We start from the raw sequence: 25,062 nt of genomic DNA, 5'->3' as shown, positions 1-25,062 counted from the left end.
GAAGCGCGGCGGACGGAATTTCGCGGGTAGGCGACGCCGGAATCGGGGGCGTGCTGCAAAGTCGTTTCCAGGATCCCGTCGGAACGCGCGAATTCCAGCCAGCCGGCCAGCATCGGGTAAAATCGCATTTTACCGACCTTCGAGCGTTTCCCCATGAATCAACCGAAATCCGCCCAGCATTCAACCGATTCGGCCCAAGGTTTGTCGTATCGCGACGCCGGCGTGGACATCGATGCGGGCGACGCCCTCGTCGACGCCATCAAGCCCTTTGCCAAGAAGACCCTGCGCGACGGCGTGCTGGGCGGCATCGGTGGATTCGGCGCGCTGTTCGAAGTGCCGAAGAAGTACAAGGAACCAGTGCTGGTGTCCGGCACCGACGGCGTCGGCACCAAGCTGCGTCTCGCGTTCCAGCTTAACAAGCATGACACGGTCGGCCAGGATCTGGTCGCGATGAGCGTCAACGACATCCTCGTGCAGGGCGCCGAGCCGCTGTTCTTCCTCGACTACTTCGCGTGCGGCAAGCTCGACGTCGGCACGGCGGCGACCGTCGTGAAGGGCATTGCGCAGGGGTGTGAGCTGTCGGGCTGCGCGCTGATCGGCGGCGAAACCGCGGAAATGCCGGGCATGTACCCGGACGGCGAATACGATCTGGCTGGTTTCGCGGTCGGCGCGGTCGAAAAGAGCAAGATCATCGACGGCAGCAAGATCGCTGCGGGCGACGTGGTGCTCGGTCTCGCGTCGAGCGGCATCCATTCGAACGGCTTTTCGCTGGTGCGCAAGATCATCGAGCGCGCCAATCCGGATCTGAACGCGGACTTCGACGGCCGGCCGCTCGCCGACGCGCTGATGGCGCCGACGCGCATCTACGTGAAGCCGCTGCTCGCGCTGATGCAGCAGATCGAGGTCAAGGGCATGGCGCACATCACGGGTGGCGGCCTCGTCGAGAACATTCCGCGCGTGCTGCGCGAAGGTCTGACCGCCGAGCTCGATCATCGCGCGTGGCCGCTGCCGCCGCTGTTCTCGTGGCTGCAGAAGCACGGCGGCGTTGCGGATGCGGAAATGCACCGTGTGTTCAACTGCGGTATCGGTATGGCGGTGATCGTGTCGGCGGCGGATGCCCAAGCGGCGATCGGTCTGCTGTCCGCGGCGGGCGAGCAGGTCTGGAAGATCGGCACGGTCCGTGAAAGCGCGGCGGGCGAAGCGCAGACGGTCGTGGTCTAAAGATTGAAGGGTTCGCGTGGCGTGCCGCAACGGTGCGCCGCGCGAGCTTCGAGTCCCTTGCTTTACAGCCACGCTTCACAGCCACGCTTCAAATCCACCGCTTTAAATCCCCGTTCCACACCCTCTGATTCGCCCACGCTGATCGGCGCCTCAAACCAGCGTCTCGATCAACTCCATCACCCGCGCCGTTGCGTGCGGATCGCAGCAATCCACCACCTGTCTTTCCGGCATGCTGCGCAGCCACGTGAGCTGCCGCTTGCAGAGTTGCCGCGTCGCGAAGACGCCCTTGTCGCGCATGGTCCGATAGTCGACCGCGCCATCGAGGTATTCCCACACCTGCCGATACCCGACGCAGCGCATCGACGGCATGTCGGGCAGCAGGTCGCCGCGCGCGCGCAGCCGCACCACTTCATCGACGAAACCGTGCGCGAGCATCGAATCGAAACGCTGCTCGATGCGCGCGTGCAGCACGCCACGCTCGGACGGCTCGAGCGCGACCGGCACGAAGCGCCAGGCCGACGCGGCGTCGGTGCGCGCGGGCGCGGCGAGCAGCGTCGACATCGGCTGGCCAGTCAGCATCAACACTTCGAGTGCGCGCTGGATGCGCTGCGAATCGTTCGGCGCGAGACGCGCGGCCGTGACCGGATCGAGCGCGGCGAGCCGCGCGTGAAGCGCAGGCCAGCCGTCGCGGGCGGCGTCGGCGTCGAGTGTCGCGCGTACTTCGGCATCGGCGGCGGGCAGGTCATTGAGTCCCTGTGTGAGCGCCTTGTAATACAGCATGGTGCCGCCGACCAGCAGCGGCAGTCGCCCGCGCGCATGAATCTCGCCGACGAGCCGCAGCGTATCGGCGCGAAACTGCGCGGCCGAGTACGAGTCGGCCGGATCGACGATATCGATCAGATGATGCGGCGCTATCGCCCTTTCTTCCGCTGTCGGCTTCGCGGTGCCAATGTCCATCTCGCGATAGACGAGCGCCGAATCGACGCTGATGATTTCGACCGGCCGCCGCGCGGCCAGCGCGAGCGCGGCGGCGGTCTTGCCGGACGCGGTCGGGCCGAGCAGGCATGGGACGGGGGTAGGGCGAGACGTCATGGGCAAGCGGGCGCGTGGGGCGCAACGGAGTGATTCAACGCGGCGCGTTACTGCCCGCGCATGAATAGCCGATCGAGATCGGCCAGCGTCAGCTGATACCAGGTCGGACGCCCGTGGTTGCACTGATCGGCGCGCTCGGTCGCTTCCATCTGGCGCAATAGCGCGTTCATTTCGTCGAGCGTCAGACGCCGGTTCGCGCGCACCGCGTGATGGCACGCGAGCGTGCCGAGCAGTTCGTGCTGACGCTCGGTCAGCACGCGCGAGCCGCCAAACGCGTGCAGATCGGACAGCACCGCGCGCGCGAGCGCTTGCAGGTCGGCGTCCTTCAGCAATGCGGGGACCGCCCGGATCGCGAGCGTGGTGGGCGACAGCACCGCGAGGTCGAAGCCGAGCGCATCGAGTGTGTCGCGCTCTTCTTCGACCGTGCCGATTTCGACCGGGTCGGCTTGCATCGTCTGCGGGATCAGCAGCGGCTGCACGGCGATCGCGCGGTCGGCGAGCGCGTTCTTGAATTGTTCGTACAGGATGCGCTCGTGTGCGGCATGCATGTCGACGATCACGAGTCCGTGCCGGTTCTGCGCGAGCACATAGATGCCGTGGACCTGGCCGAGCGCGAAGCCGAGCGGCTGGTCGTCGGTGGCGTCGAAAGCGGGGGGCGTCGGGCGCGACGCGAACGGCGCTGCATCGTACGGCGAGGTCGTGTCGGTTGCAGAGTCGCGTGCCTCGAACAGCGACGCGCCTTCGACGCGGCCGGCCAGCGGATCCTTGCGGCCGAACAGCGCGTCGTAACCCGCTAGCGGTTGCGCAACCGGCAGCGTGCCTTGCGTCATGCGCGCCTCGCGCATCCACGTGTTGCCCGGCTGCGAGCCGCCGAAGCCGCTGAATCCGCTGCCGCTGCCAAAGCCGCTACGGCTTCCCGCGCCGCTCGAAAGACCCGCGCCCGCACCCACGCCGTCGCCTACGCCGCTCGTGCCACCCAGCGGCGTCGAACCGAATGAAGCCGGTCCGCCGGCCGACGGCTCCAGATGCGCGGCATGCCCGCCCGCCGTCGTTTCCGGCGACGCGCCCGCATGCCGCGCGAGCGCGCGCTGCACCGCATGGAATACGAACTGATGGATCGAGCGCGAATCGCGGAAACGCACTTCGATTTTCGACGGGTGCACGTTCACGTCGACGCCTTCGGCCGGCAGATCGAGAAACAGCACGTACGATGGAAAGCGTTCGCCATGCAGCACGTCTTCGTACGCGGCGCGCACCGCGTGAGTGAGCAGCTTGTCGCGCACGAAGCGGCCGTTGACGAAGAAAAACTGCTGATCGGCGCGGCCGCGGCTCGCGGTCGGCAGACCGGCGCAGCCGTAGATCGCGAGCGGACCGGCGGCTTCGTCGAGCGGCAGATGGGCGGTCGCGAACGTCTCACCGAGAATCTTCGCGACACGCGCGGGCGGCTCGCTCGCGTTCCAGTGTTCGACGGCCTTGCCGTTGTGCAGCACCGAAATCGCGACGTCGGGCCGCGCGAGCGCGGCGCGGCGGATCTGTTCGAGGCAGTGGCCCAGTTCGGTTTGTTCACTCTTCAGGAATTTGCGGCGCGCGGGCGTGTTGAAGTACAGCTCGCGAACTTCGATCGTCGTGCCTTGCGTGCCGGCCGCGGGGCTCAGCACGCCGGTCTGCGCGTCGATGCGCACCGCGTGCGGCACGTCGGCGGTGCGGCTCGTGATGCTGATCTGCGCGACCGACGCGATCGACGCCAGCGCTTCGCCGCGGAACCCGAGTGTCGCGACCGCTTCGAGCTCAGCAAGCGAGCGGATCTTGCTGGTCGCATGGCGCGTCAGTGCGAGCACGAGTTCGTTCTCGGGGATGCCGCAGCCGTCGTCGGTGATCGAGATGCGTTTGACGCCGCCTTCGTCGAGCAGGATGCGCAGCGTCTGCGCGCCCGCGTCGAGCGCATTCTCGAGCAGCTCCTTGACCACCGACGCCGGCCGCTCGACCACTTCGCCGGCGGCGATCTGGCTGATCAGTTGATCGGGGAGGGGCTGGATTGCGCGCATCGGACGCGGCACGGGCGCCGCGCTGGGGGCGTCGGACGATGCGGCCGCGGCGCCCGCAGGCGTTTCGGAGAATTCGGACATGGCGAAATTATAGCGACTCGGCGCACGCGGCCCGCGCATGCGCCTCACCAGTACATTTTTAATCGATCCGAGGCACTTTCTGTATCATGTCGCGGTCAGTTCGCAGCGGTCGACCCGCCGCTTGCTGCCCCTGTTCCAGGGGCGCCCGTCGGCCGTTTTCCCTCTACGCATACACTGGTCTAAAAGGACGTTCCTTGGATACGTTGCTACATTTCGCCAACCTTGTCCTGCACATCGACAAGTTTCTCGGGGACTTCATTCATATCTACGGCGCCTGGGTCTACGCGGTGCTGTTCGTGATCGTGTTCGCCGAAACGGGGCTCGTGGTTCTGCCATTTTTGCCGGGCGATTCGCTGCTGTTCATCGGCGGCGCGTTCTGCGCGACCGGGCAGATGCATCTCGGACTGCTGATCCTGTTGCTGCTGGTGGCGGCGGTCGTCGGCAATACGACCAACTATCTGATCGGCCGTGCGATCGGAGCGCGCGTGTTCAATTCGCACATTCCGGTGCTCGAGCGCTTTCTCGATCGCGCCGCGCTGCAGAAGACTCACAACTTCTATGAGAAACACGGTGGCAAGACGATCGTGCTCGCGCGTTTCATCCCGGTCGTGCGGACGTTTGCGCCGTTCGTCGCGGGCGCGTCGTCGATGACGTGGAGCCACTTCCAGATGTTCAACGTCGTCGGTGCGCTGTTGTGGGTGCTGCTGCTGACGCTGCTCGGCTACTTCTTCGGCAACATCCCGTTCATCCGTCAGTATCTGAACGTGATCGTGCTGGTCGGTATCGGCGCGGCGATCGTGCCGGTCGTGCTCGCCGCGCTGTGGAAGATGCTGCGCAAGAACGACGCGAACACGAGTACGCGTTGACGACCGGTCGTTTGCCGTATTCCGAGCCTTGAAAACACCAAGGCGTCGCGAATCTCGCGACGCCTTTTTTAATGCCGCCGTGCCGACGCGGGCCGGGCCCGCGCGGAGGTTCGATCCGATCAATCGCGCGTGATCGCGCGCGGCGCGAGCGGCGTTTCCGGCGTCGGATAGCCGGCTTCCTTGAAGGTCTGCACGATCGCGCGATTGGTATCGAAGTAGACCTGCCAGTAGTTCTGGTTGGACGAGTAAGGGCGCACGCACAGCAGCGGTCCTTCTGGCGTGAAGCTCAAGACCTCGATATCCGGCGCGGGTTTTTCGGTCACGTTCGGAATCTTCGCGACGGCGGCTTTCAAACGCGCGATCGCATCGGTCGGATCGACGCCATTGGCGATCTTGGCGGTTAGCTCGACGCGCCGGAACGGCAGCACGCTGTAGTTCGAGATCGTGTCGGAGAAGATCTTGTTGTTGCCGATGATGGTCGTCACGTTGTCCGGTGTCACGATCGTGGTGCCGAACAGGCCCAACTCCGTGACGGTGCCGGTGACGCCCGCGGCCATGACGAAATCGCCGACCTTGAACGGCCGCAGCACCTGCATGAACACGCCGGCCGCGAAGTGCGCGAGCAGGCCGCCCCACGCAGTGCCGATCGCGAGGCCGAGGCCGGCGAGCAACGCGGCGAACGACGTCGTCTGCACACCGAAGATTTGCAGGATCGCGAGGACGAGCAGCAGGTTCAGCAACCCGGCGAGAATCGACGCGAGGTAGTGGGCGAGCGTCGGGTCGACCCGGCCGTTGCGTGCGAGCATCTTGCGCAACAGGCGGGAGATCAGCCCGATGACCCAGCGGCCGACGATCCACAGCACGATTGCGCCGATGACCTCCGTGCCGATGTCGATGCCGCGGGTCATGACGAATGCACGTACGGTTTCGATATCCAAGATGTTTCCTCGTTATAGGTTGTCATCAACGGATTGAACGACGGTGGTGCCATGACCCACAGCGCGCGGTCTTCGGGAGTTATAGCCGACGGCGCCCGCATGCGCAAGGACCGTTCCTGCCCTGCTCGCGGCTGGTGATAGGTGGATTTGGCTTTACGGGGTATCGATGCGATACACACGCATTGCGTTGTCGTGCCACACCGCGCGAGCCGACGACTCATCGAGCTGTGCCAGCGCCTCGGCGAACGTCTGAATCAGCATGGAATAGGTGACCCGCAGACTGGCCACCGGAAAGTTGCTCGCGAACATGCAACGCCGCCACCCAAAGATCGCAAGCACTTCCTGGATTATTCGAACATTCTGTGCGGTGTCCCACGCCGAGTTGCGCAGCCCGAACTCCGACAGCTTGACGAACACGTTGGGATTCTCCGCCAGCGCTGCCATACCACGACGCCATAGCGCAAGTCCCTCGTCGGTACGGTCCCACGGCAGGCCGGCATGCTCGAGAATGACCGTCACACCCGGCGAATCAGCGACCAGCGCAGCCGCCTCCTCCAGATGCCAGAACGGAAGACGCAGGTCCCACGACAGTCCGTGCACCGCAAGCCGTTCCAGAGCGGCTGACCAGCCGGGATCGCTCAAAGTGCCGTGCCCGATTGCGCGCTGATGGCCGGGGCCGCCTGTCGTCACCGGCTTGAAGCGGATTCCACGCACGAGCGGCCAGGCGGCCTGTTCCGCAAGCCGGTCGGAGGCGTCGCTCGCCAGCAGATCGACCCAGGCAACGATCGCCGAGGGCAGTCCGTCGCGGGCCACCGCGTGCAGCCATTGCGTTTCCGCGAGCGCCTGCGATCGGGCACACTCCGCCTCCACATGAACACTGGCGACAACGGGCGCGGGTTGAGTGACCTGGCGAAACGCCGCGACATCGAAATCGTTGCGCAGCGCCTGGTACGATCCCAGCATGAAGCGGTTCGGATCGTAGGCATCCTGCAGCCATGGATACTGCACGCCCGACGAGGAGAGCCGCCACAGGTGATGATGCGCGTCGACGATCGCGTCGGGCATCCGCAACATGGTTCGTGTCGACGGATCAGACGCTGCTGAGCACATAGGACGCGTCCGGTTCACGTAGCGTTGGCAACGCCTCGACGAACTGCCAACGTTCGAGGTCGAGTTCCCGGACGAAGTCGTCCTGAAACGAGACGAACGCTGAACGACGGGCAGGGTGAAACGACAGAGCCGTGGGATTCGCAGGCAATCCGACCCGCTCCATCTCTTCGAGATGTTCGGCGTCGAACACGGAAATGGAGCGCTCGCCGGAATTCGTGAGCAGCAGCAGATCGCGCCCATCTGCGGCTTGCGTACGATAGATCCGGTTCGGATCGCTACGCGTTTTGACGCGGCGGCCGCAGGCCATCGTGGCGGTGTCGATTGCGACAAGCGTGTCGTCGCCGCGGTTCGCGACGTACAGCGTTTTCTCGTCGCTCGAAAGCGCATTTCCCTCGGGGCGCGGACCCGGCATGACGGCCACCGGAGTCACAGTCGCGTCGCGCGGATGAAACCGGGTGACCGTATTCGACAGCAGGTGAATTCCGTACGCCACGCTCGCATCGCGAGTCAGGGTCACAAGATGAGTCTTGACTCCGCCGGAAGGCAGCGCCATGTTCGGCACCTCCTGCTCGCGCGGACGATCGAATACGAGGAGCAGGTCGTCGGCCTCGCTCATCGCATACAGACGCCCCTCGCTGTCCGTCGCCATTCCGTGCGGCCGGTAGTGCGGCCACAGGTCGAGCATTCGCGTGAGCCTGCGCTCATGCAAATCGATCTCCGCTATCCGGTGATCTCCGCAGTGGCCGCGCGACCATGCGGTCTCGATCCCGAAGATGCCGACGTATGCGTAACGCTGTTCGGCATCGACGGTGAATTCGTGCGGAAAGTTGGGCAGAACAATGTGTTTGAGTGCCGCCTTGGTGGCGAGATCGTAGAAGCTGAAGGTGTGGGCGCATTTCTGTACCAGCAGCAGGATGTCGTTCATCGTGAATCTCCGTCATTTTCAAGGTTCGCCGCAGCGCACGGATTGGGCCGCCGCGCGCTCGTATCGGTCGTCGTCAAACATGCGGCGCGCGTTAGTCCTCGCAACGCCGCGGCAGCGTCAGGGACAGCAGGCCCGCCATCGCCAGCACGAAGGCGAGGCAGTACACGCCGGCGGCTGAGCTGACGTGCTGGGTCAGCAGGCCCACCGCGTAGGGTCCGCAGAAGCCACCGAGATTGCCAAGCGCGTTAATGAGGCCGCGCGCGCTGCCGGCCGTTTCGACGCTGCAGAGTTTCGGCGGAATCGCCCAGAACACGCCCGCGGCAGCCTGCAGGAAGAAGCCGCAACCGATCAGGAACGAGAACGAAACGAGCATCGTGGGGCGCGTCAGCACGGACAGCGCGAGACACGCGGCGAAGCCCACCAGCGGCAGCAGCACGAACAGGCGGCGCTTGCCGGTCAGATCGGACAGATATGACGTGGCGAACATGCCGGCGATCATCGCGACATAGGGGATCATCGCGAGCATACCGATCTTGCCCATTCCCGTGTGCGTGAGATCTTTCAGCAGCGTCGGCAACCACATCGTGTAGCCATAAATGCCGGCCTGGTAGCAGAAGTTGATCGCGATCAGCAGCCAGATCGTAGGATTGCGCAGGAGTGCGCCGAACGATGCCGCGCCCGGCGAGCCTGTCGCCTGCTTGCGCTCCTGCTCAGCGCGCAGTGCGTCGAGGATGTATGTCTTCTCCCGGGGCGACACCCAGCGAGCGGTCTTGGGACCGTCGTCGGCGAACGCGAGCCACACGCCGAGGAAAAGCACCGACAGCACCGCTGTGCTGAAGAAAAGATGACGCCAGTCGTAAGCGGCCAGAATGAAGCCGGACAGCGGCGCGGTAATGATTCCGGCCAGCGGAACGAACATGATGACCATCGCGTTCGCGCGGCCGCGCTCGCGATCGGGGAACCAGTTGCTGACCATCGTGAGCACGACGGGCAGCATGCCGCCTTCTGCGACGCCGAGCAGGAAACGGAGCCCGAGTAGTTGCCACGTGTGAGTGACCAGACCCGTGAGCGCGGAGAGCAGCGCCCAACTGACGAGCGACCACGCGATGAATGTCTTGCCGCTGCCGAGTGCCGCGCGCCGGCCCCCGGGAATCTGCAGAAACAGGTAGCCGAAAAAGAAGATGCCGCCGGCGAGGCCGGCCATCGTCGCATCCATTCCGAGGTCCGCGTTCATCCCGCCTGGCATCGCAAACGCGATGTTCACGCGGTCCATATACGAGATGATGCAGGCCAGTAGAAGCGGCGGAATCACGCGCAGCCAGCGGCGGCGAGGAATGGCTTCGCCGGCTTCATAGGGCGGATTGGCCGGGCTCAGGGTGGTCATGATGTCTCCAGTCTTTTAATGTTTGGTGTCGGCCTTCTGATGGGGACTCAGCGCCCAGTGCAGCACGAGCGGATCGAGCCGGCGTGCCGCGTCCAGCAGTCACTCCACGATCTCGAACTGGTCGAGAAACTCGGTCTTCAACGTAAGGCCCAAACCGGGCACGTCGTCGCGCAGTTGCAGAAAGCCGTTTTCGGCGACGGGCTCGCCGTCGAAAATGTAGTAGAACAGTTCGTTGCCGACCTCGACGTCGAACATCGGGAAATACTCGCTCATCGGCGAGGCCAGTGTGCTCATCGTCAGATGGTAGTTGTGCATTTGCCCGGCGTGTGGAATCACGGGGACGCTGTACGCCTCGCACAGCGCGTTGATCTTGTGCGCCATCGTGATGCCGCCGACGCGGTTCGTGTCGTACTGGACGACGGACACGGCCTTGCGGTCAAGCAACTGCTTGAAGCCGTACAGCGTGAATTCGTGCTCTCCGCCGGAGATCGGAATGCTCGTCAGGCGGTTGAGTTCGGCATAGCCGTCGATATCGTCGGCGATCACAGGCTCTTCCAGCCAGCGTGGCTGATACTTGTCGAGCTTGGGCAACATCCGTTTCGCGTACTCGAGGTTCCAGCCCATGTAGCACTCGAGCATCAGGTCGTTGTCATAGCCGATCACCTCGCGGATCGCTGCGACCGACTTGAGGTTCTCGAGCACGCCCTGTTGACCATGATTGGGCCCATAGCCGAAGCGCATCTTGAACGCACGAAAACCCTGGTCGAGATAGCGCTGCGCTTCGGCCTGCATGTCCTTCAGGTCGGAGCGGTACAGCTTCGAGTAGTAGCACGGAATGCGCTCCTTGGTTCGTCCGCCAAGAAGCTTGAAGACAGGCTTGTCGACACTCTTGCCGAGGATGTCCCAGATCGCGATGTCGATCGCCGAAATCGCCGCCATGCCGACGCCCTTGCGTCCCCATGCGTGGGTTGCGCGGTACATGCGCTGGCTCAGGTACTCGTAGTCCCAGGGATCCTGGCCCATGACAAGCGGTGCGAGATACTGATCGATGATCACTTTCGCGACGTGCGGCGCGAGCGCCACGTTGCCCAGCCCGACGATGCCGGTGTCGGTTTCGACCTCGACAACCGTCCAGGCATGGAAGCGGAAGGTGCTCATGGTTTCCTGCGGCGCGTAGAGCATATCCATCGCGTTCGAGCAGAAGTTGCCCTGCGGCGGCACCGTCTTGCCTTTCCACTCGTAGACACGGGCACGCACAGACTTGATTTTCATTCGGATGTCTCCGTTAGTTCGTTATGGTCAGAGAATCGAGAACCGCGTGCGCTCAGGCCGCGATGAAGTCGCGCCGGTGGGCGGTGCCCATGCGGCATGCGATCTGAAACGCTTGCCACGTCGCGCCGACGTCTGCACAGCCGCGTCCGGCGATGTCGTACGCGGTTCCGTGAGCGGGAGTCGTGATCGGCACGGGCAGACCGCCCTGCACCGTGACGCCGCGCGAAAAGCCCAGCAGCTTGATGGCAATCTGCCCCTGGTCGTGGTACATCGTGACGATCGCGTGATACTCGCCGGCCTGCGCCTTCAGGAAGATCGTGTCGGCCGGAAACGGCCCGTGAAAGGGCGCGTCGGTGGGCCAGGCCCTTGCCTGAAGCGCCCTTACCGCGGGAACGATCACGTCGACTTCCTCACGGCCGCAAACGCCGCCGTCGCCGCCGTGGGGGTTGAATGCCGCAATCGCCACCTTCGGCGTGCTGACATCGTTTGCGCGAAGGGACTGGTACATCAGTTCCGCTGCCTGCGTGATGCGCTCGACGCTCACGTAGCTCGCCGCATCTTTCAGAGGGATATGCGACGAGATGCGTGCGGTCCACAGGTCGCCGAGTGTGTTGAACTCGCAGAAGTAGCCGGTCACGCCGAGATACTTCGCGAAGTGATGGAGTTCGTCTTCGTGTTCCAGACCGCCTAGCTTCATTGCCCGCTTGTTAAGCGGCGCGAAGCAGATCGCGTCGACGTGGCCGGCAAGCGTGGCATCCATGCACAGGTCGAGTACGTGGAGCACGGAGCGGCCGCCCGCTGCGCGGGCTTCGCCGCTTACCACGTCGGCTGGATTCACGGTGTCGACGGCGACGAAGGCCGGCAGGCTTGTCGATGTGCGCAGGCGCGCATCGGCCAGCGAGTCGAGCGGCTCGACGTCCACTCGCACCCGCGCAATGCGCTGGCCGTCTTCCCACAGCCAGCGGTCGCCGACCAGCACGATGTTCGCGTGCGTGGTTGCATCAGGCCGGGCAAGCAGCTTCGCAATCAGCTCAGGGCCGATGCCCGCCGGATCGCCAAGCGTCAGCGCAATGACGGGGAGGCCGGAAATGGCGGTCATGCGTTGTCTCCCGCCGCAATGGACCGCGATTGCGCGGTCAGATGTTCGATTCGCATGGTGCGTCTCCTCATGGCGGCCGCGTTGCGGCCCGGTGTCGTTCAGGGTTCATACTAGGTAGACGTCACCACCCCGTAAATTGAAAACTGCTGATGAATTGATAACTGCAGGTAATCAGAATGGGTTCGATCGACAGACGGGACACGACGCCGCAACTGCTGAACCGGCTGCGAATGCGCCAGATTGCGCTGCTGCTCGCCGTCGAGGAATACTCGACGCTGCGCGGTGCCGCGGGTCAACTCGGACTCACGCAGCCCGCCGCGACGAAAATGCTGCACGAACTGGAAAGCGCCTTGGGGCAGCCACTTTTCGAGCGCGCGGGCCGCGGCTTGCGGCTCAATCCGGCGGGCGAGCGGGTACTCGGCTACTTCCGTGGAATACGCGGCAGCATGGAAGCTCTCAATCGTGAGCTGGCGGAATTGCAACTGGGCAGCGCGGGGCGACTTGCGATCGGCAGCATCATGGCGGCGACGCCTGGCCGACTGACCGAGGCGCTGGTGCAGTTGAAAGAGCGCTTTCCGCTGATGGCTGTCGAAATCGCGGTGGATACCAGCGACCGCCTGATGCCTCAACTGAACGAGGGCGTGCTCGAGGTTGTGATTGGTCGTGATGTCGGCGCAGGCAGTGAATCGCTGTTCCGCTCCGTCGATGACGAAGCCCTTGCGATCGTCGCTGGATGTGAGCATCCCCTTGCAGAGCAGCCATGCGTCGAGTTCGAGACGCTGGCTTCCTACCCGTGGATCCTCCAGCCGGCAGGCAGCCCTGCCCGCGAAGTCGTCGAGCGCGAATTTCAGGAGCACCACCGGCCGTTACCGCGCGGCCTGATCGAAACCGGCTCCATTCTGACGACGATGAGTCTCGTTGCACGCTCGCAGATGCTGGGCGTCATTCCCGCAACGGTGGCGCAACGCAACGCGGAGCACGGGCTCGTGGCCGCGATCGGCTATGCGTTCGCGCACAAGCTTCCCTCGTATGGGAGCATCGTGCGTCGCGACAGGCCATTGAGCGCGCCCGCAAGGCATTTTCTGGCGCTATTTCATGGCGATGCCTGACAGGCCCGCAGTGCCGATCGAGCGCGGCCGGCGCGGCCTTCTGTCGTTGCCCTGTTGCGAACCGATACTACGTACACCTATTTGCGTCTTAAGGCTCTAGTGCCTAGTTGAAGCGATAAGAAATGCCGACCTGCAACGTCGGATACCATCGATAAGGCGACGCCTTGTCGCGCAGTTGCTGCAATCCGGTATTGATGATCTGCTGACTCATCTGCGGTCCCGCCGCCTGCGACAGTGCCGGCGACAGCGTGTACGAGGACTTCGGAATGCCGTACGCAACACCGAGATCGACCACGAGCCCCCAGCCTTTGGCTCTCGGGTGCAAGCCATAGCCGATGCCGAGGTAGGGCATCGCGCTCGGGTATCGCGCGCTCGCCGTCGCGTATTCGCCAGGAAAGGCTGGCGAGGCTTTACCCTCGAATACGTACATGCCGTTGGTCGGAACCGAGTTGCCGCTGACTTCGTTGTCGGTTAGACGCAGGCCCGCGGTCACGCGAAAGCCGCTGCCGGACCACGGGAACAGATCGCCGTACAGACCACCCTGGCGCAGCCGTATGCCGTCTTCGTAGCGGTTGCCGCCTACGTCGAAGTTGTGCGACAGATCGATCGCGTTGAAGTCCGCGTGCACGCCGAACCACGACGTGACGCTCCACGCCGCGCCAACCCCGATGCCTAGCGTGCCGCCTTGCAGATAGACCTCTTGCGCATGCGAGGTTTCGATCAGACACGGCAACGCCACTACCCAGATCACCTTTCCAGCTTTCATGGGCACCTCCTGAGCGAGGCAGCCCGATCGTTGCGGGACGCGCTCGCCGTTTTTCTCTCTTGTTTGTTTTCAGAACGCTCTAAGGCGTCGTGAAGTGATCATGTGAGCGGAGGGCGCAGACGGTCTGTGAGGTGGCGAACCATCCGGTCAAATGAATGGGGTCGGAGGGCGTGAAGCCGAAGAGATCTTTCGCATGCGGGAGTCGCTCCGCTGTGGCGAAAATACCAAATCAGGTTTGTTTCAATTTTGACGAGTCGCGCCGTGCGTTTATACGTGCGAGGATGAAATCGTCAATGTTCCTGACGTGAAGATCCAGACTTACGGGGGCTCCATGAGTAGCATTCCGCTTATCTGGGCAGCGGTGCCGCATAACAGCGACGGTGTTGTCTTTCAGATCCGGCTTGGCCGCGGACTTCAGCGTTTTCACGTGTCGCGGCGCGTGCTTGAGGATGTGTTCGAGCTCGAACGAAGATCGTCCGATGCGCGCCAACTCGAATTCTTCTACGTGCACGAGCAGCGAATCCTCGCGCGCGCCAGCGCAAAGCGTTCGACGGCCTGCTCGGCTACCGTTTCACTACAGGCCGCCGATTTCGGCGTGTCGAACGACAGGGAGCGTTGGACGAGGCCGAGCGGCATTGCGCACGGCCTCATTTAGTCGAACCGACGATTCGCCCGCCCCTGCAGTTCGACGCGCGATTGCCGGCGCGTTCAGGTGCGACGGGCGGTATGTCGCGACGGCCTCTACCCAGCAGCGTGCAAGAAAAAACGACCTGCCGGATCGCAGGTCGTTTGTATAGACTCTACCAGCCCGTTCAGGACTTCGGCACGAGTGCGACGCCGCGCAGCGCCTGGCCATACGGCGCGGTCTGCATCACGGTGAAGCCCTTCGCCGAAGTCACCGTCGAACCGCTGATGCTGACCGTGATCTTGACCAGCTGGTTCGAGTCGGCGCCCGCATCGAACGCGGTGCCGAGGCTGTTGCCGATCGTCGAGGTCACTGCGTAGATCGTGAACGAACCGTCGCTGTTGACCTGGCCCGTGAGGTTGCGCAAGCCGTCAGGCGTGGTCGTATAGCTCGCGCCCTTCGTACCATACACGCCGGTGGTGTCCGTCACGGTGTAGGCCGTGCCGAGGTTCAGGCCCGTCGTCAGGTTGGCGAGCGGCTTCCATGTGCCGTTCTGGTTCTGATAGACCCACAGGCCACCGCTGCCGCTGACCTGGTCGCCCGCCGTGCCGTCGCCTTCGTCGGCGACGAACATGATCGACGGATTCGACGCGGGGATCCACATGCCGAACGGATACACGGTGCCGGTCACCTGGCTAGGCGACGTGAGCGCCGTCAGATTGGTCGCGAGGGCGGTCGGGAAGCCCGGCACGATCGTCGTCGCGGCGTTTTGCGGCAACTTCCCGCCATTGGCGAGCGCACCCGTCGCGCCCACCTGATACATGGTGTTCACCCCATTACCGCCGCTGCCCTTGGAGACATACATGGTGCCGTCCGGACCGACGAACAGGCCGCGGTAGTTGGCGTCCTTGCCGGTTTTGTCGGCGGCCGTTGCGGGCGTCGTCGGCAGACTGGTGATCGAGAATCCGAATTGATCGCCGGTCGAACTGCCGCCCGTGATCGAACCCATCGACGCCAGCGAGCACGCCGTTCCAGCCGGTGCGACCGTGTACGTGCCGGTGCCCGTACCCGACTGGAATGCGCCGATCACCTGCGTGAACGCGCATTGGCTGCCCGGAGCAATGCTTTGCACGCCGGTATCCATCGTCAGCATGTCGAGCTGCGCGGTAGTCGGCTTCGGATTCTTGCCCGAGTTGCCGGCATTGCCGACGATGTAGTACAAGCCGTTGACCAGCACCGCCGCGCGGCTGTTGTTGCCGGCGTAAGCGTTGGTGTTCGTGAACGACAGGCTGTTATCGGCGAAATTCAGCTGCGCGACGGTACGGTAGGTCGGCGTTGCGACGTCGGTATTCGTCGTGTCGACCACGCCCGGCGTATTCGTGTTCGAGATATCGACCTGGTCGATCGACGTGTTGTAGCCGGTGAAGGTCAGCGATTTCTGATCCAGCGACACGTTCAGCGCGAGCTCCGACTTCGAGGCGAAGCTGGTGGCGAAATTCACGTTGCTTTTCGCGGCCTGGGCGGTGACATCCAGCGTTTGCGACGGGCTCGCCGCATTCGGTGCCCATTGATCCAGATACGCTTCCGACGTCACGCCGAAGTTGGCGTCGTTCGAATCGTTGGTGAACACGTTCGGAAAGCCGCCCGGCGTGACGGCCGTCACGGGCGATGCATTGGTGGTCGTGGGCGCCGCGTTATAAGGCAGCGTGCCGCTCACGACGTACGCCGGATCATAAGCCGTGCGCGAGACCAGCAGGTTGCCCGCCGCATAGTTGCTGGTGGAGGCCGGGTATTGCAACTCGCGAGGCTACAAACCACCTGCGGCACAAACATGAATGCGAAAATACAAAAGATTAAGAATGTGGCGGCGCGTGGGTGCTTTTTGATTGCGTGTTGTGTCGTTGGAGAGGGGCTGAAAGCGCCTGGACGGAACGCCTTTTTTGGGGAGGGCAGGAAGAGGCGGGCGCCGCGCGTACCTGTTTTGCGTGCGGAAAAAGAAAAGGGCCGACATGCATTTGCATGTCAGCCCTCGAATCTTTTGGTAGGCCGTACGGGATTCGAACCTGTGACCAACGGATTAAAAGTCCGCTGCTCTACCAGCTGAGCTAACGACCCAAAAGAGAAGCAAAATTATATCGGCGCACCCATGCCCTGTCAACTCAGCAAGATCACCAGCCCAAAATGAAAAGCCCGGGCATCACTACCCGGGCTTTCCAGCGAGAGGCGCGCGTGGCTATCACTTCGGACACTGCGCGTTACTGCCAACTACATCAAAACGTGATCAATCCAACACCACGATCTACTTAATCTGCGACAGCTTGCTCTGCGCCGACTGCGCGACGTCCGAGCCGGCGTATTGCGCGACGATCTGCTCGAGCGTCTTTTTCGCCGCGGCCTTCTGACCTTGTTCGAGCTGATTGTTCGCGATCGCGAGCAGCGCTTCCGGTGCACGCGGATGCTGCGGATAGTTCTTCACGACACTTTGCCAGATCGCCGTCGAACCCTTGTAGTCGCGCATTGCATACAGCGCATTGCCGAGCCAGTATTGCGCGGTTGGCTGATAAGGGCTGGTCGGATATTTGGAGATGAAGCTACGGAACGACGTCGCCGCGTTCTTGAAATCGCCGCTGCGGAACTGCTGTGAAGCCGCGTTGAACGCCTCGGTTTCACCCGGCTGCACCTCGCCCTGGACGCCGTCCACCGTCTGTTGCTGCGGCTCGAATTTCTTCAGGCGCGTGTCGAGATCGGTGTAGTAGTCCTTCTGCTGCTTTTGCAGCGTCGTGAGCTGGTTCGCCATGTCCTCGTTCTGCCCACGCAGCGTCGCGACCTGCTGGTTCAGCTGGTCGAGACGGTTGGACTGATCGAGGATCGTGCGTTGCGCCGCCGACAGCTGGCTCGACAGACTATCGGTCTTCGAGCGCAGATCGAGAATGGCCTGGCGGGCCTGATCGTCGTCGAACATGCCCGCATGGGCGGGCACGGCCGCGAGCGCCGTGCCTGCGACGCAGGCCGCTGCGGCCAACCGCAGCCAGGAGAAACGATGCGTCATTCGGCTTACCACCCGTTGGCTTACTGTTGATACACGAGGTCAGCGCGGCGGTTCTGTGCCCACGACGCTTCGTCATGACCCGTTGCCAGCGGCTTTTCCTTGCCGAGGCTCACGGCTTCCATTTGCGAGTCCGCCACGCCCATCAGAGACAGCGAACGACGCACGGCTTCAGCACGCTTCTGGCCGAGTGCGAGGTTGTATTCGCTGGTGCCGCGCTCATCGGTGTTGCCCTGGATCAGCACGTGACGCTGCGGGTGGCTCTTCAGATACTGCGCGTGTTGTTGCAGCAGCGGTTGATAATCGTCCTTGACCGAGTAGGCGTCGAAGTCGAAGTATATGCTGCGCTTGGCAAGCGGGCTGTTCGGATCGTTCAGCGGGTCGACGTTGACCGTCGCGACGTCGTTCGGGTTCGGTTGAGCCGAGCCTGCGCCCTTGTTGGCGTTTTCGTCGAGCTTGACGCCCGAGTGACATGCGGCCAATGCGCCGACCATCACGACGGCGAATGCGAAACGAAGTTTGGACATCATTTGAATACTCTCCTTGTGTTATTGCATCAACGTTATTGCATAAACGGGCCCCAGGACGGCTCGCGTACGCTGCCGCCCTGAACGGACAGGACCTGCCGAGTGCGACCATCGGTCGATACTGCGGCCAACACGCCACGGCCGTTCACCTGAGTGGCGTAAAGAATGTACTGACCGTTCGCCGCGAAGCTCGGCGATTCGTCATGTGTCGTGTCCGTCAGGCCCGTGGCGGTTCCGCCTTGCAGGTCCTGGATGTACAGCTTGAATGCACCGCCGACGCGCGAGATGTAGGCAAGCTCCTTGCCGTCAGGACTCACACGTGGGCTGGTGTTGTAGCTGCCCGTAAACGTGACGCGTTGCGCGCTGCCCGCGCTTTCACCTTGCGCCGGCATCTTGTAGATCTGCGGTGCGCCGCCGCGGTCGCTCGTGAAATAGATCGACTGACCGTCAGGAGAGTAGGTCGGCTCGGTGTCGATCGAGCTGCCCTGCGTGAGGCGACGCAGACCGCTGCCGTCCGCGTTGACCGCGAAAATCTGCGTATTGCCGGTGCGCGACAGCGCTACCGCGAGCGTGCGGCCATCCGGTGACCACGCCGGCGCACTGTTGTTGCCCTTCTGGTCCGATACGACGATGCGCCGGCCCGTGGGCAGGTCGTGGATATAGACGATCGGCTTCTTCTTCTCGAACGACACGTAAGCGACCTTGGTGCCGTCCGGCGACCAGGCCGGCGAGATGATCGGCTCGGGGCTCGACAGCGCGATGTGCGCGTCCTGACCGTCCGAATCCGAGATCTGCAGCTGATAGCGGTTGCCCGACTTGATCACATACGACAGGCGCGTCGCGAACACGCCGCGATTGCCCATCAGTTTTGCGTAAATGTAGTCCGCGACCTTGTGCGCGCTCATGCGCAGACCGCTTTCCGGGCTCACCAGCACGAGGCCGCCGAGGCTTTCGCCCTTGACCGTGTCGTACAACTTGAAGCGCACTTCGTACTGGCCGTTCGGCAGACGGTTCACGCTGCCAGCGACGAACGCGTTGGCGCCCTTCGCCTTCCATGCGCCGAGATCGACGGAATCGGTCTCGGAGACCGGCGTCGAGCCCGCGTCGATATTCGTGAATTTGCCGCTGCGTTGCAGATCCTGACGCACGATCGTGCTGACCTGCTGCGGAGAGTTCGCTTCATTGGCGAAATTCGCCGTTGCGATGGGAAACTGTGTGGATCCGACGCCCGTCACGAGGACGTTGAGTTGTGCGTTGGCGGCGCCGCCGACGGCGATCAGGCACGTTGCCACGAGTGTTCGCAGGCCTAGCTTGGTCATCAAACTCATGCTGTATGGGTTCCTCAAAACGGTTTTACTTAAAACTCGAGACAGCAGACAGACCGGAAAACGCCTATTTCGTTCCCACCTGACCCCGCGCCGGGTGGGGCGCGGCGTTGGCTGTCGGTCGGCTGTCAGACTGCACATCAACTTGCCGGGCGCAGCGTGACAAGGAAGTAGTCGGGCGTCTTGCCATTGACGTCCCGAGGCATCGGATCGGAGGCTTTCACCGCCCGCAACGCGGCGGCGTCCCACGCGGCGTTGCCGCTGCCATGGGTAATGTTTGCGCTCAGCTGATTGCCGTCCGGCGAACAGCGCACGGCGATCACGGTCTCGAGACCTTCCGTTTCGCCGCCCCAGTTCACATGCTGAAGCACCAGCCGGCGCACCTTGTCGGCGTAACCGGGCGATGCCGCCGTGCCCCCCGAGCCACTTCCCGTTCCGTTCTTCCCGAGTCCGTTGCTGCTGGAGCTGCTGCCGCCCACGCCGCCAGCCAGACCCTGCATCTGCGCAAGCCGCGTGCGACGTTCGTTGTCGAGCTGCTTCTTCGCCTGCGCCGTCGCATCGGCTTGCGCCTTGGTCTTCGCCGCTTTCTCGGCGTCAGCCTTCTTCTGCGCTTCTGCCTGAGCCTGCTTTTGCTGCTGCTCCTGCTGTTCTTTCAGTTGCTGCTGCTTCTGCTGCTCGGCGAGCTGCTGTTGCTTGAGCTTCTCGGCCTGCTGCTGTTGCTGCTGCTGCTGTTGCGCCTGCTGCTTGAGCTTCGCGGCCTTCTGCGCCGCGAGCTGGGCCGCCTCATCTGCCGCCAGCTGTTGCTGTCGCTTCGCTTCCGCTTCCTGCTGCTCTTTCAGTTTCAGCTGGCGCTGCTGCTCGGCCAGTTGCGCGGCGCGAGCCGCTTCCTGCTGCTGGCGCTTCTTTTCCTGCAGCGCGATGTCGGCCTGCTCGTCGCGCACGGGCGGAGCAGGGGCGACCGGCGCGGGCGGCGGCGTGACGACGGGATGCGGGATCGCCGAATCCGGTACCTCGGTCCACAGTTCCGCTTGCTCGCCTTCGGGCGTGCTGTTTTGCCACTGGATGCCCTGATACAGGAAGAATCCGAGCAGCGCATGCATCACCAGCGCGAACAGAAAAGCTCGCCCGGTGCCGCGTTCACGCGGCGGCTGAAGCGGGTATTCGGAATTCTTGCGGATCATTGCGATTTGACGAGCAATCCGACGCGCTTGACGCCCCGAGCCTTCAACTCGGACATCACGTTCATCACGACTTCGTACTTCACGGTTTTGTCGGCGGCGATCACGACGGGCTGATCGGGGTGCGATTGTGCCCGATCGGCGATGAAACCGTTGAGGCCAGCCTTCGTCATGTCTTCCTGCTGCTGCGTGCCGGAGTCGTCCTTGTACTTGACGCTCATGTTGCCGTCCGCGCGGATGTTGACGATCACGGGCGGCGTCTGCTGCTGCGGCGCGGCGCCGCCGACGGTCGGCAGATTGACGATCGACGGCGCGACGAGCGGCGCCGTGACCATGAAGATCACGAGCAGCACGAGCATCACGTCGATATACGGCACGACGTTGATGTCGGCCATTGCGCGACGCGAGCGCGAGCCGCGCATGCTGGAGGAACTGGAGCCTGCCATCGTGGCCTCCTCAGTGTGCCTGGCGCTGCAGGATGTTCGAGAACTCTTCAATGAAGGTTTCGAAACGGATCGCCAGACGGTCGATGTCGTGCGCGTAGCGGTTATACGCGACCACGGCCGGAATGGCGGCGAACAGGCCGATCGCGGTGGCGGTCAGCGCCTCGGCGATGCCCGGCGCGACGTTCGCGAGCGTAGCCTGCTGCACGTTGGCGAGGCCGCGAAAGGCATTCATGATCCCCCAGACCGTGCCGAACAGACCGATATACGGGCTGACCGAACCGACCGACGCGAGGAACGCGAGGTTCGCTTCGAGCACGTCCATTTCACGCTGGAACGCCGCGCGCATCGCGCGCCGGGCGCCGTCGAGAATCGCGCCGGAATCGTTCAGGCGTTTCTCTTTGCCTTTCAGGAATTCGCGCATGCCGGATTCGAAAATCCGCTCCAGCGCGCCGATCGTGTAGCGGTTGTTCGCGGCGCTCTGATACAGCGCCTGAAGGTCGCCGCCCGACCAGAAATCACGCTCGAAACGTTCAGTTTGCGCGCGCGCCCGGCGAATCGCAAACCACTTGCGGAAGATGAAAGTCCAGGAGAGTAGCGACAGCAACAGCAGCAGAGCCATGACGGCCTGGGCCAGCAGGCTCGCGTTGAGGACGAGTGAAACGATCGACAGATCTTGTGTAGTGTTCATAAAGGTTCGTTTTAACGTCCCGGGAAGGGCGCGTCCGGCTGCAAGGCCGCTTCAAGCTTGCCGTGGGCAAAACGGAAGCTTCGGCGATATCGAAGCCGAACCATGCTTGGTGTTACCTGACCGGTATGTATTCACTGGCCCCGTAACAACGAGGCTCAGACATCGTTCGTTGACATGCCGCCGCTGTTCAGTCCGCGCTCTCGCTGACGTCCGGCCCGCGCCGCAGCGCGGCGAGGATCGAAGGTGGGATCCCGGCCGGCCGCAGCGTCGCGCGGTCCACACAACCAACCCGGACCGAGCCGGTGGCAAGCAACGTGTCTTCGCGCCACGCTTCCTGGACGAAGTCTACCGAAGCTCGGCCAAGACGTTCGATCCGGCTGACAATTTTCACGATGTCGTCGAGCCGGGCCGGCGCCCGGTAATCGACTGCGGTACTGCGCACGATGAAAATCGCATCGCTTTGTGCCGCGAGCCGATGCTGGTCGACGCCGCACGCGCGCAGCCATTCGGTGCGCGCCCGTTCGAAAAATCTCAGGTAGTTGGCGAAAAACACGATGCCGCCGGCGTCGGTATCTTCGTAGTACACGCGGATGGGCCACGTGTAGCCGATTTCCGCGCCGGGCTGGCTGGTCGACATATTCATGCGGCGCATTCTACCGGAACGCACACCCCGGGGTCTGTTTCGAAGTGTGAGTTGCGTGCGGGGGGCGTCGGCGGCGATAGTCGGCGGCGCGAGCAATCGTAGCGGCCGCCGCCGCCCGCCGTCACACTCAGCCGCGATGCACGGACAGACCGCCGAACGACTGCGCGACCGGCATCAGCTCGATCGTGTTGATGTTGACGTGGGCCGGGCGCGTGGCGATCCAGTAGATCGAATCGGCGATGTCTTCGGCCGTCAGCGGCTGCACGTTTTCGTAGACCTTGGCGGCTTTGTCGTCGTCGCCGCGATAGCGTACGTTCGAGAATTCCGTGCCGCCGCACAGACCCGGCTCGATGTCGGTCACGCGCAGCGCAGTGCCGGCGAGATCGGCGCGCAGGTTCAGGCTGAACTGGCGCACGAACGCCTTGGTCGCACCGTACACGTTGCCGCCCGCGTACGGCCAGCGGCCCGCCACCGAGCCCAGATTGAAGACATGCCCGCGATTGCGCTCGACCATGCCGGGCAGCAGCGCATGCGTGACCTGCACGAGGCCCGTGCAATTGGTCTCGATCATCGTGTTCCATTCGTCGAGGCTCGCCTTTTGCGCCGGCTCGGTGCCGAGCGCGAGGCCGGCGTTATTGACGAGCACGTCGATCGCGGCGAAGTCGGCCGGCAGCGAGCCGGGCACGGCTGCGACGGCGGCGCGATCGCGCACGTCGAGCTCGTACGGCAGCAGCGCGTCGCCGAACTCGTCGGCGAGTGCCTGCAGGCGGTCCTTGCGGCGAGCGGTGGCGACGACACGATGGCCGCCCTTGACGAACGAGCGGGCGATGGCGGCGCCGAAACCGGCCGACGCTCCTGTGACAAACACGATCATTGCAGTTCCCTGGTCGGTGACAGACAAAGGCCCCAAGCCTACTTCCAATGCCGCGCTGCGGCAAGGCTGCACGAGCCGGATCGGCGGCTGCCGCGGCGACGCGCAACGGGTGCGCGGCGCGGCGCGCGCGCTTTCGTCGGACGGTTGCGCAGCGGGGCCGCCGGTATGTCCGGAGGCCCCGCCAGCGGCGGCTGGAGCAGCCGCAAGTCGGTTGCCTATTCGGGCCTCTTCCAATACACTAACGCGCTCGACCCTGCGTGACTGGCGATAGAACCGAGTCGTCCGACTCAGCCGATTCAACCAATCGGGTTCAAGGTGGAACAACCCACCGTGAAGCGCGGGGTGCCGTTTTGCCGTTCGCCTGGGCAGCCGTGAACCGCGCGCATTAATCTGCGCTGACGGTGGCTGGCCTGCCTCGCGTATGCGGCGACTCTCCACTCGCCACGTCAGGGCAAGCCTCGCCGCCCACAGCGCTGCGTACCCCGCTGTGTACCCTCTACGCAGGATTCGGCGCACGATCCGGTCAACCTGAAAACACTCAACGGAACCCGTATGTTTGACAGAGCCCAAAGCACCATCGCCAACGTCGATCCTGAACTCTGGAAGGTCATCGAGCAGGAAAACCGCCGTCAGGAAGAGCACATCGAACTGATCGCGTCGGAAAACTATACGAGCCCGGCCGTGATGGCCGCGCAAGGCTCGCAACTCACGAACAAATATGCCGAAGGGTATCCGGGCAAGCGCTACTACGGCGGCTGCGAATACGTCGACGTCGCCGAGCAACTGGCGATCGACCGCGTTAAGCAGCTGTTCGGCGCCGAAGCCGCGAACGTGCAGCCGAACTCGGGCTCGCAGGCGAACCAGGGCGTGTTCTTCGCGATGCTCAAGCCGGGCGACACGATCATGGGCATGAGCCTCGCGCACGGCGGTCACCTCACGCACGGCTCGCCGGTCAACATGTCGGGCAAGTGGTTCAACGTGGTCAGCTACGGCCTGAACGAAGCCGAAGACATCGACTACGACGCCGCCGAGAAGCTTGCGCACGAACACAAGCCGAAACTGATCGTGGCGGGCGCGTCGGCGTTCGCACTGCGCATCGATTTCGAACGCATGTCGAAGATCGCGAAGTCGGTTGGCGCTTACCTGATGGTCGACATGGCGCACTACGCCGGTCTCATCGCCGCGGGCGTGTATCCGAATCCGGTGCCGCACGCCGACTTCGTCACCACCACCACGCACAAGAGCCTGCGCGGCCCGCGCGGCGGCGTGATCCTGATGAAGGCCGAGTTTGAGAAGCAGATCAACTCGGCGATCTTCCCGGGCATCCAGGGCGGTCCGCTGATGCACGTGATCGCGGGCAAGGCCGTCGCGTTCAAGGAAGCACTGTCGCCGGAATTCAAGGCATATCAGCAGCAGGTCGTCGAGAACGCGCGCGTGCTCGCTGAAACGCTGGTCAAGCGTGGGCTGCGCATCGTGTCGGGCCGCACGGAAAGCCACGTGATGCTGGTCGACCTGCGCGCGAAGAAAATCACCGGCAAGGCTGCGGAAGCGGCGCTCGGCGCGGCGCATATCACGGTCAACAAGAACGCGATCCCGAACGATCCGGAAAAGCCGTTCGTCACCAGCGGCATCCGCCTGGGGTCGCCGGCGATGACCACGCGCGGCTTCGGTGTAAAGGAAGCCGAACAGGTCGGCAACCTGATCGCGGACGTGCTGGACAACCCGGAGGACGCTGCGACGATCGAGCGCGTGCGCGCGCAAGTCGCCGAGCTGACCCAGCGCTTCCCGGTTTACGGCTAAGC

23 protein-coding genes, 1 tRNA gene and 1 riboswitch are annotated in these 25,062 nt (G+C 63.7%); of the genes, 5 read left to right on the top strand and 19 right to left on the bottom strand.

Features of this window, described 5'->3' with window-relative positions; all coding sequences use genetic code 11:
- Positions 1–153 precede the first annotated feature (153 nt).
- Positions 154–1,221: a phosphoribosylformylglycinamidine cyclo-ligase gene (gene purM / locus F6X42_RS08925; protein WP_187633856.1), complete on the top strand. Its 1,068-nt coding sequence runs from the start codon at positions 154–156 to the stop codon at positions 1,219–1,221.
- A gap of 150 nt (positions 1,222–1,371) precedes the next feature.
- Here purM and miaA read toward each other — a convergent pair whose 3' ends face one another.
- Both miaA and mutL read right to left on the bottom strand, forming a co-directional pair.
- Positions 1,372–2,313 (bottom strand): tRNA (adenosine(37)-N6)-dimethylallyltransferase MiaA, encoded by a 942-nt coding sequence (miaA, locus tag F6X42_RS08920; protein WP_187633855.1) that lies wholly within the window; start codon positions 2,311–2,313, stop codon positions 1,372–1,374.
- A gap of 47 nt (positions 2,314–2,360) precedes the next feature.
- The gene (gene mutL / locus F6X42_RS08915; protein WP_187633854.1) at positions 2,361–4,439 is read right to left on the bottom strand and encodes a DNA mismatch repair endonuclease MutL; all 2,079 of its coding nucleotides are present in this window, start codon (positions 4,437–4,439) and stop codon (positions 2,361–2,363) included.
- A gap of 194 nt (positions 4,440–4,633) precedes the next feature.
- Here mutL and F6X42_RS08910 point away from each other — a divergent pair, with 194 nt between their 5' ends.
- On the top strand, positions 4,634–5,305 hold the full coding sequence (locus tag F6X42_RS08910; RefSeq protein WP_187633853.1) for a VTT domain-containing protein: 672 nt from the start codon (positions 4,634–4,636) through the stop codon (positions 5,303–5,305).
- Positions 5,306–5,424: 119 nt separating this feature from the next.
- Here F6X42_RS08910 and F6X42_RS08905 read toward each other — a convergent pair whose 3' ends face one another.
- The 6 genes from F6X42_RS08905 to F6X42_RS08880 form a co-directional block, all read right to left on the bottom strand.
- Positions 5,425–6,243: a mechanosensitive ion channel family protein gene (locus F6X42_RS08905; protein WP_187633852.1), complete on the bottom strand. Its 819-nt coding sequence runs from the start codon at positions 6,241–6,243 to the stop codon at positions 5,425–5,427.
- 153 nt (positions 6,244–6,396) lie between these two features.
- Positions 6,397–7,353 carry an amidohydrolase family protein gene (locus tag F6X42_RS08900; RefSeq protein WP_187633851.1) on the bottom strand — a complete coding sequence of 319 codons (957 nt, stop codon included), beginning with the start codon at positions 7,351–7,353 and terminating at the stop codon, positions 6,397–6,399.
- Positions 7,334–8,278, bottom strand: coding sequence for a YncE family protein (locus F6X42_RS08895; RefSeq protein ID WP_187633850.1), 945 nt, complete (start codon positions 8,276–8,278; stop codon positions 7,334–7,336). The genes F6X42_RS08900 and F6X42_RS08895 overlap by 20 nt, the downstream gene beginning before the upstream one ends.
- 91 nt (positions 8,279–8,369) lie before the next feature.
- Positions 8,370–9,662, bottom strand: coding sequence for an MFS transporter (locus F6X42_RS08890; RefSeq protein WP_187633849.1), 1,293 nt, complete (start codon positions 9,660–9,662; stop codon positions 8,370–8,372).
- Positions 9,663–9,761: 99 nt separating this feature from the next.
- Positions 9,762–10,934: an L-rhamnonate dehydratase gene (locus tag F6X42_RS08885; protein ID WP_187633848.1), complete on the bottom strand. Its 1,173-nt coding sequence runs from the start codon at positions 10,932–10,934 to the stop codon at positions 9,762–9,764.
- A gap of 52 nt (positions 10,935–10,986) precedes the next feature.
- Positions 10,987–12,033: a 4-hydroxythreonine-4-phosphate dehydrogenase PdxA gene (locus tag F6X42_RS08880; RefSeq protein WP_187633847.1), complete on the bottom strand. Its 1,047-nt coding sequence runs from the start codon at positions 12,031–12,033 to the stop codon at positions 10,987–10,989.
- Between the two features lie 176 nt (positions 12,034–12,209).
- Here F6X42_RS08880 and F6X42_RS08875 point away from each other — a divergent pair, with 176 nt between their 5' ends.
- Complete coding sequence (locus tag F6X42_RS08875; protein ID WP_187633846.1) at positions 12,210–13,142, top strand: LysR family transcriptional regulator; 933 nt, start codon at positions 12,210–12,212, stop codon at positions 13,140–13,142.
- 103 nt (positions 13,143–13,245) lie between these two features.
- Here the strand turns inward: F6X42_RS08875 and F6X42_RS08870 are convergent, their stop codons facing one another.
- The gene (locus F6X42_RS08870; RefSeq protein ID WP_187633845.1) at positions 13,246–13,908 is read right to left on the bottom strand and encodes a hypothetical protein; all 663 of its coding nucleotides are present in this window, start codon (positions 13,906–13,908) and stop codon (positions 13,246–13,248) included.
- Positions 13,909–14,239: 331 nt separating this feature from the next.
- Here F6X42_RS08870 and F6X42_RS08865 point away from each other — a divergent pair, with 331 nt between their 5' ends.
- Positions 14,240–14,563: a hypothetical protein gene (locus F6X42_RS08865; RefSeq protein ID WP_187633844.1), complete on the top strand. Its 324-nt coding sequence runs from the start codon at positions 14,240–14,242 to the stop codon at positions 14,561–14,563.
- Positions 14,564–14,720: 157 nt separating this feature from the next.
- Here the strand turns inward: F6X42_RS08865 and F6X42_RS08860 are convergent, their stop codons facing one another.
- The 10 genes from F6X42_RS08860 to ydfG all read right to left on the bottom strand — a co-directional run bounded on the left by F6X42_RS08860 (position 14,721) and on the right by ydfG (position 23,260).
- Positions 14,721–16,331 carry a hypothetical protein gene (locus F6X42_RS08860; protein WP_187633843.1) on the bottom strand — a complete coding sequence of 537 codons (1,611 nt, stop codon included), beginning with the start codon at positions 16,329–16,331 and terminating at the stop codon, positions 14,721–14,723.
- 241 nt (positions 16,332–16,572) lie between these two features.
- Positions 16,573–16,648 (bottom strand) — tRNA-Lys (locus F6X42_RS08855).
- A 184-nt stretch (positions 16,649–16,832) separates the two neighbouring features.
- Positions 16,833–17,582, bottom strand: coding sequence for a tol-pal system protein YbgF (gene ybgF / locus F6X42_RS08850; protein ID WP_187633842.1), 750 nt, complete (start codon positions 17,580–17,582; stop codon positions 16,833–16,835).
- A 20-nt stretch (positions 17,583–17,602) separates the two neighbouring features.
- Complete coding sequence (pal, locus tag F6X42_RS08845; RefSeq protein WP_187633841.1) at positions 17,603–18,109, bottom strand: peptidoglycan-associated lipoprotein Pal; 507 nt, start codon at positions 18,107–18,109, stop codon at positions 17,603–17,605.
- Between the two features lie 32 nt (positions 18,110–18,141).
- Entirely contained in the window at positions 18,142–19,434 is a 1,293-nt protein-coding gene (tolB, locus tag F6X42_RS08840) for a Tol-Pal system beta propeller repeat protein TolB (RefSeq protein ID WP_187633840.1), read from the bottom strand.
- Between the two features lie 137 nt (positions 19,435–19,571).
- Complete coding sequence (gene tolA, locus F6X42_RS08835) at positions 19,572–20,612, bottom strand: cell envelope integrity protein TolA (RefSeq protein WP_187633839.1); 1,041 nt, start codon at positions 20,610–20,612, stop codon at positions 19,572–19,574.
- On the bottom strand, positions 20,609–21,055 hold the full coding sequence (gene tolR, locus F6X42_RS08830; protein ID WP_187633838.1) for a protein TolR: 447 nt from the start codon (positions 21,053–21,055) through the stop codon (positions 20,609–20,611). The genes tolA and tolR overlap by 4 nt, the downstream gene beginning before the upstream one ends.
- 10 nt (positions 21,056–21,065) lie before the next feature.
- Positions 21,066–21,743, bottom strand: a complete 678-nt coding sequence (gene tolQ / locus F6X42_RS08825; RefSeq protein WP_187633837.1) for a protein TolQ — start codon at positions 21,741–21,743, stop codon at positions 21,066–21,068.
- Between the two features lie 187 nt (positions 21,744–21,930).
- Positions 21,931–22,395, bottom strand: coding sequence for a tol-pal system-associated acyl-CoA thioesterase (ybgC, locus tag F6X42_RS08820; RefSeq protein WP_187633836.1), 465 nt, complete (start codon positions 22,393–22,395; stop codon positions 21,931–21,933).
- A 118-nt stretch (positions 22,396–22,513) separates the two neighbouring features.
- Complete coding sequence (gene ydfG / locus F6X42_RS08815) at positions 22,514–23,260, bottom strand: bifunctional NADP-dependent 3-hydroxy acid dehydrogenase/3-hydroxypropionate dehydrogenase YdfG (protein ID WP_187633835.1); 747 nt, start codon at positions 23,258–23,260, stop codon at positions 22,514–22,516.
- A 247-nt stretch (positions 23,261–23,507) separates the two neighbouring features.
- Positions 23,508–23,634, top strand: a riboswitch (ZMP/ZTP riboswitch).
- A 178-nt stretch (positions 23,635–23,812) separates the two neighbouring features.
- On the opposite strand from ydfG, the gene glyA reads away from it, so the two are divergent.
- Positions 23,813–25,060 carry a serine hydroxymethyltransferase gene (gene glyA / locus F6X42_RS08810; protein ID WP_187633834.1) on the top strand — a complete coding sequence of 416 codons (1,248 nt, stop codon included), beginning with the start codon at positions 23,813–23,815 and terminating at the stop codon, positions 25,058–25,060.
- Positions 25,061–25,062 lie beyond the last annotated feature (2 nt).

Source organism: Paraburkholderia podalyriae (assembly GCF_014397785.1).
Classification (GTDB): domain Bacteria; phylum Pseudomonadota; class Gammaproteobacteria; order Burkholderiales; family Burkholderiaceae; genus Paraburkholderia; species Paraburkholderia podalyriae.
Note: the sequence above shows the minus strand (reverse complement) of the source record. Positions and strands in the feature narration are given on the sequence as shown.

Excerpts from the sequence above, each read along its gene's own strand:
- purM (WP_187633856.1), top strand. The coding sequence starts at position 154 with ATGAATCAACCGAAATCCGCCCAGCATTCAACCGATTCGGCCCAAGGT.
- miaA (WP_187633855.1), bottom strand. The coding sequence starts at position 2,313 with ATGACGTCTCGCCCTACCCCCGTCCCATGCCTGCTCGGCCCGACCGCG.
- mutL (WP_187633854.1), bottom strand. The coding sequence starts at position 4,439 with ATGTCCGAATTCTCCGAAACGCCTGCGGGCGCCGCGGCCGCATCGTCC.
- F6X42_RS08900 (WP_187633851.1), bottom strand. The coding sequence starts at position 7,353 with ATGTGCTCAGCAGCGTCTGATCCGTCGACACGAACCATGTTGCGGATG.
- F6X42_RS08895 (WP_187633850.1), bottom strand. The coding sequence starts at position 8,278 with ATGAACGACATCCTGCTGCTGGTACAGAAATGCGCCCACACCTTCAGC.
- F6X42_RS08890 (WP_187633849.1), bottom strand. The coding sequence starts at position 9,662 with ATGACCACCCTGAGCCCGGCCAATCCGCCCTATGAAGCCGGCGAAGCC.
- F6X42_RS08885 (WP_187633848.1), bottom strand. The coding sequence starts at position 10,934 with ATGAAAATCAAGTCTGTGCGTGCCCGTGTCTACGAGTGGAAAGGCAAG.
- F6X42_RS08880 (WP_187633847.1), bottom strand. The coding sequence starts at position 12,033 with ATGACCGCCATTTCCGGCCTCCCCGTCATTGCGCTGACGCTTGGCGAT.
- F6X42_RS08875 (WP_187633846.1), top strand. The coding sequence starts at position 12,210 with ATGGGTTCGATCGACAGACGGGACACGACGCCGCAACTGCTGAACCGG.
- F6X42_RS08870 (WP_187633845.1), bottom strand. The coding sequence starts at position 13,908 with ATGAAAGCTGGAAAGGTGATCTGGGTAGTGGCGTTGCCGTGTCTGATC.
- F6X42_RS08865 (WP_187633844.1), top strand. The coding sequence starts at position 14,240 with ATGAGTAGCATTCCGCTTATCTGGGCAGCGGTGCCGCATAACAGCGAC.
- ybgF (WP_187633842.1), bottom strand. The coding sequence starts at position 17,582 with ATGACGCATCGTTTCTCCTGGCTGCGGTTGGCCGCAGCGGCCTGCGTC.
- pal (WP_187633841.1), bottom strand. The coding sequence starts at position 18,109 with ATGATGTCCAAACTTCGTTTCGCATTCGCCGTCGTGATGGTCGGCGCA.
- tolB (WP_187633840.1), bottom strand. The coding sequence starts at position 19,434 with ATGAGTTTGATGACCAAGCTAGGCCTGCGAACACTCGTGGCAACGTGC.
- tolA (WP_187633839.1), bottom strand. The coding sequence starts at position 20,612 with ATGATCCGCAAGAATTCCGAATACCCGCTTCAGCCGCCGCGTGAACGC.
- tolR (WP_187633838.1), bottom strand. The coding sequence starts at position 21,055 with ATGGCAGGCTCCAGTTCCTCCAGCATGCGCGGCTCGCGCTCGCGTCGC.
- tolQ (WP_187633837.1), bottom strand. The coding sequence starts at position 21,743 with ATGAACACTACACAAGATCTGTCGATCGTTTCACTCGTCCTCAACGCG.
- ybgC (WP_187633836.1), bottom strand. The coding sequence starts at position 22,395 with ATGCGCCGCATGAATATGTCGACCAGCCAGCCCGGCGCGGAAATCGGC.
- ydfG (WP_187633835.1), bottom strand. The coding sequence starts at position 23,260 with ATGATCGTGTTTGTCACAGGAGCGTCGGCCGGTTTCGGCGCCGCCATC.
- glyA (WP_187633834.1), top strand. The coding sequence starts at position 23,813 with ATGTTTGACAGAGCCCAAAGCACCATCGCCAACGTCGATCCTGAACTC.